Source organism: Butyricicoccus sp. AM27-36, from assembly GCF_003480945.1.
In the GTDB taxonomy this organism is placed as follows: domain Bacteria; phylum Bacillota; class Clostridia; order Oscillospirales; family Butyricicoccaceae; genus Agathobaculum; species Agathobaculum butyriciproducens.
The window spans coordinates 1-333 of record NZ_QUJR01000022.1 but is presented as its reverse complement, the minus strand read 5'-3'; the positions used below and the strand labels follow the sequence as shown (position 1 = coordinate 333).

Annotated in this window: 1 protein-coding gene; it reads left to right on the top strand. The window is 63.1% G+C overall.

The window, feature by feature from the left end; translation table 11 throughout:
• Positions 1-10: 10 nt before the first annotated feature.
• A partial coding sequence (locus tag DW724_RS15505; RefSeq protein ID WP_147358688.1) for a recombinase family protein occupies positions 11-333 on the top strand: 323 nt, incomplete at its 3' end.

Genomic DNA, 333 nt, shown 5'->3' with positions numbered 1-333 from the left:
AGGGATTGGCATGATATTCGGCTACGCGAGAGTATCCACCAAAACGCAGGCGCGCGACGGCAACAGTCTGGACGCGCAGCAGGCGGCGCTGACGGCGGCGGGCGCGGAAAAAATCTACACGGACACGTTCACCGGCACCAAGATGGACCGACCGGAATGGGACAGGCTGCGGGCGCAGCTGCGGCGCGGCGATGTACTGATCGTGACACGGCTCGACCGGCTGGCGCGGTCCGTGTCGCAGGCGTCCGGCATGATCACCGATATGATCGATGAGGGCGTGACCATCAACGTATTGAACCTCGGCATCCTGTCCAACGACTCGGTCAACACGCT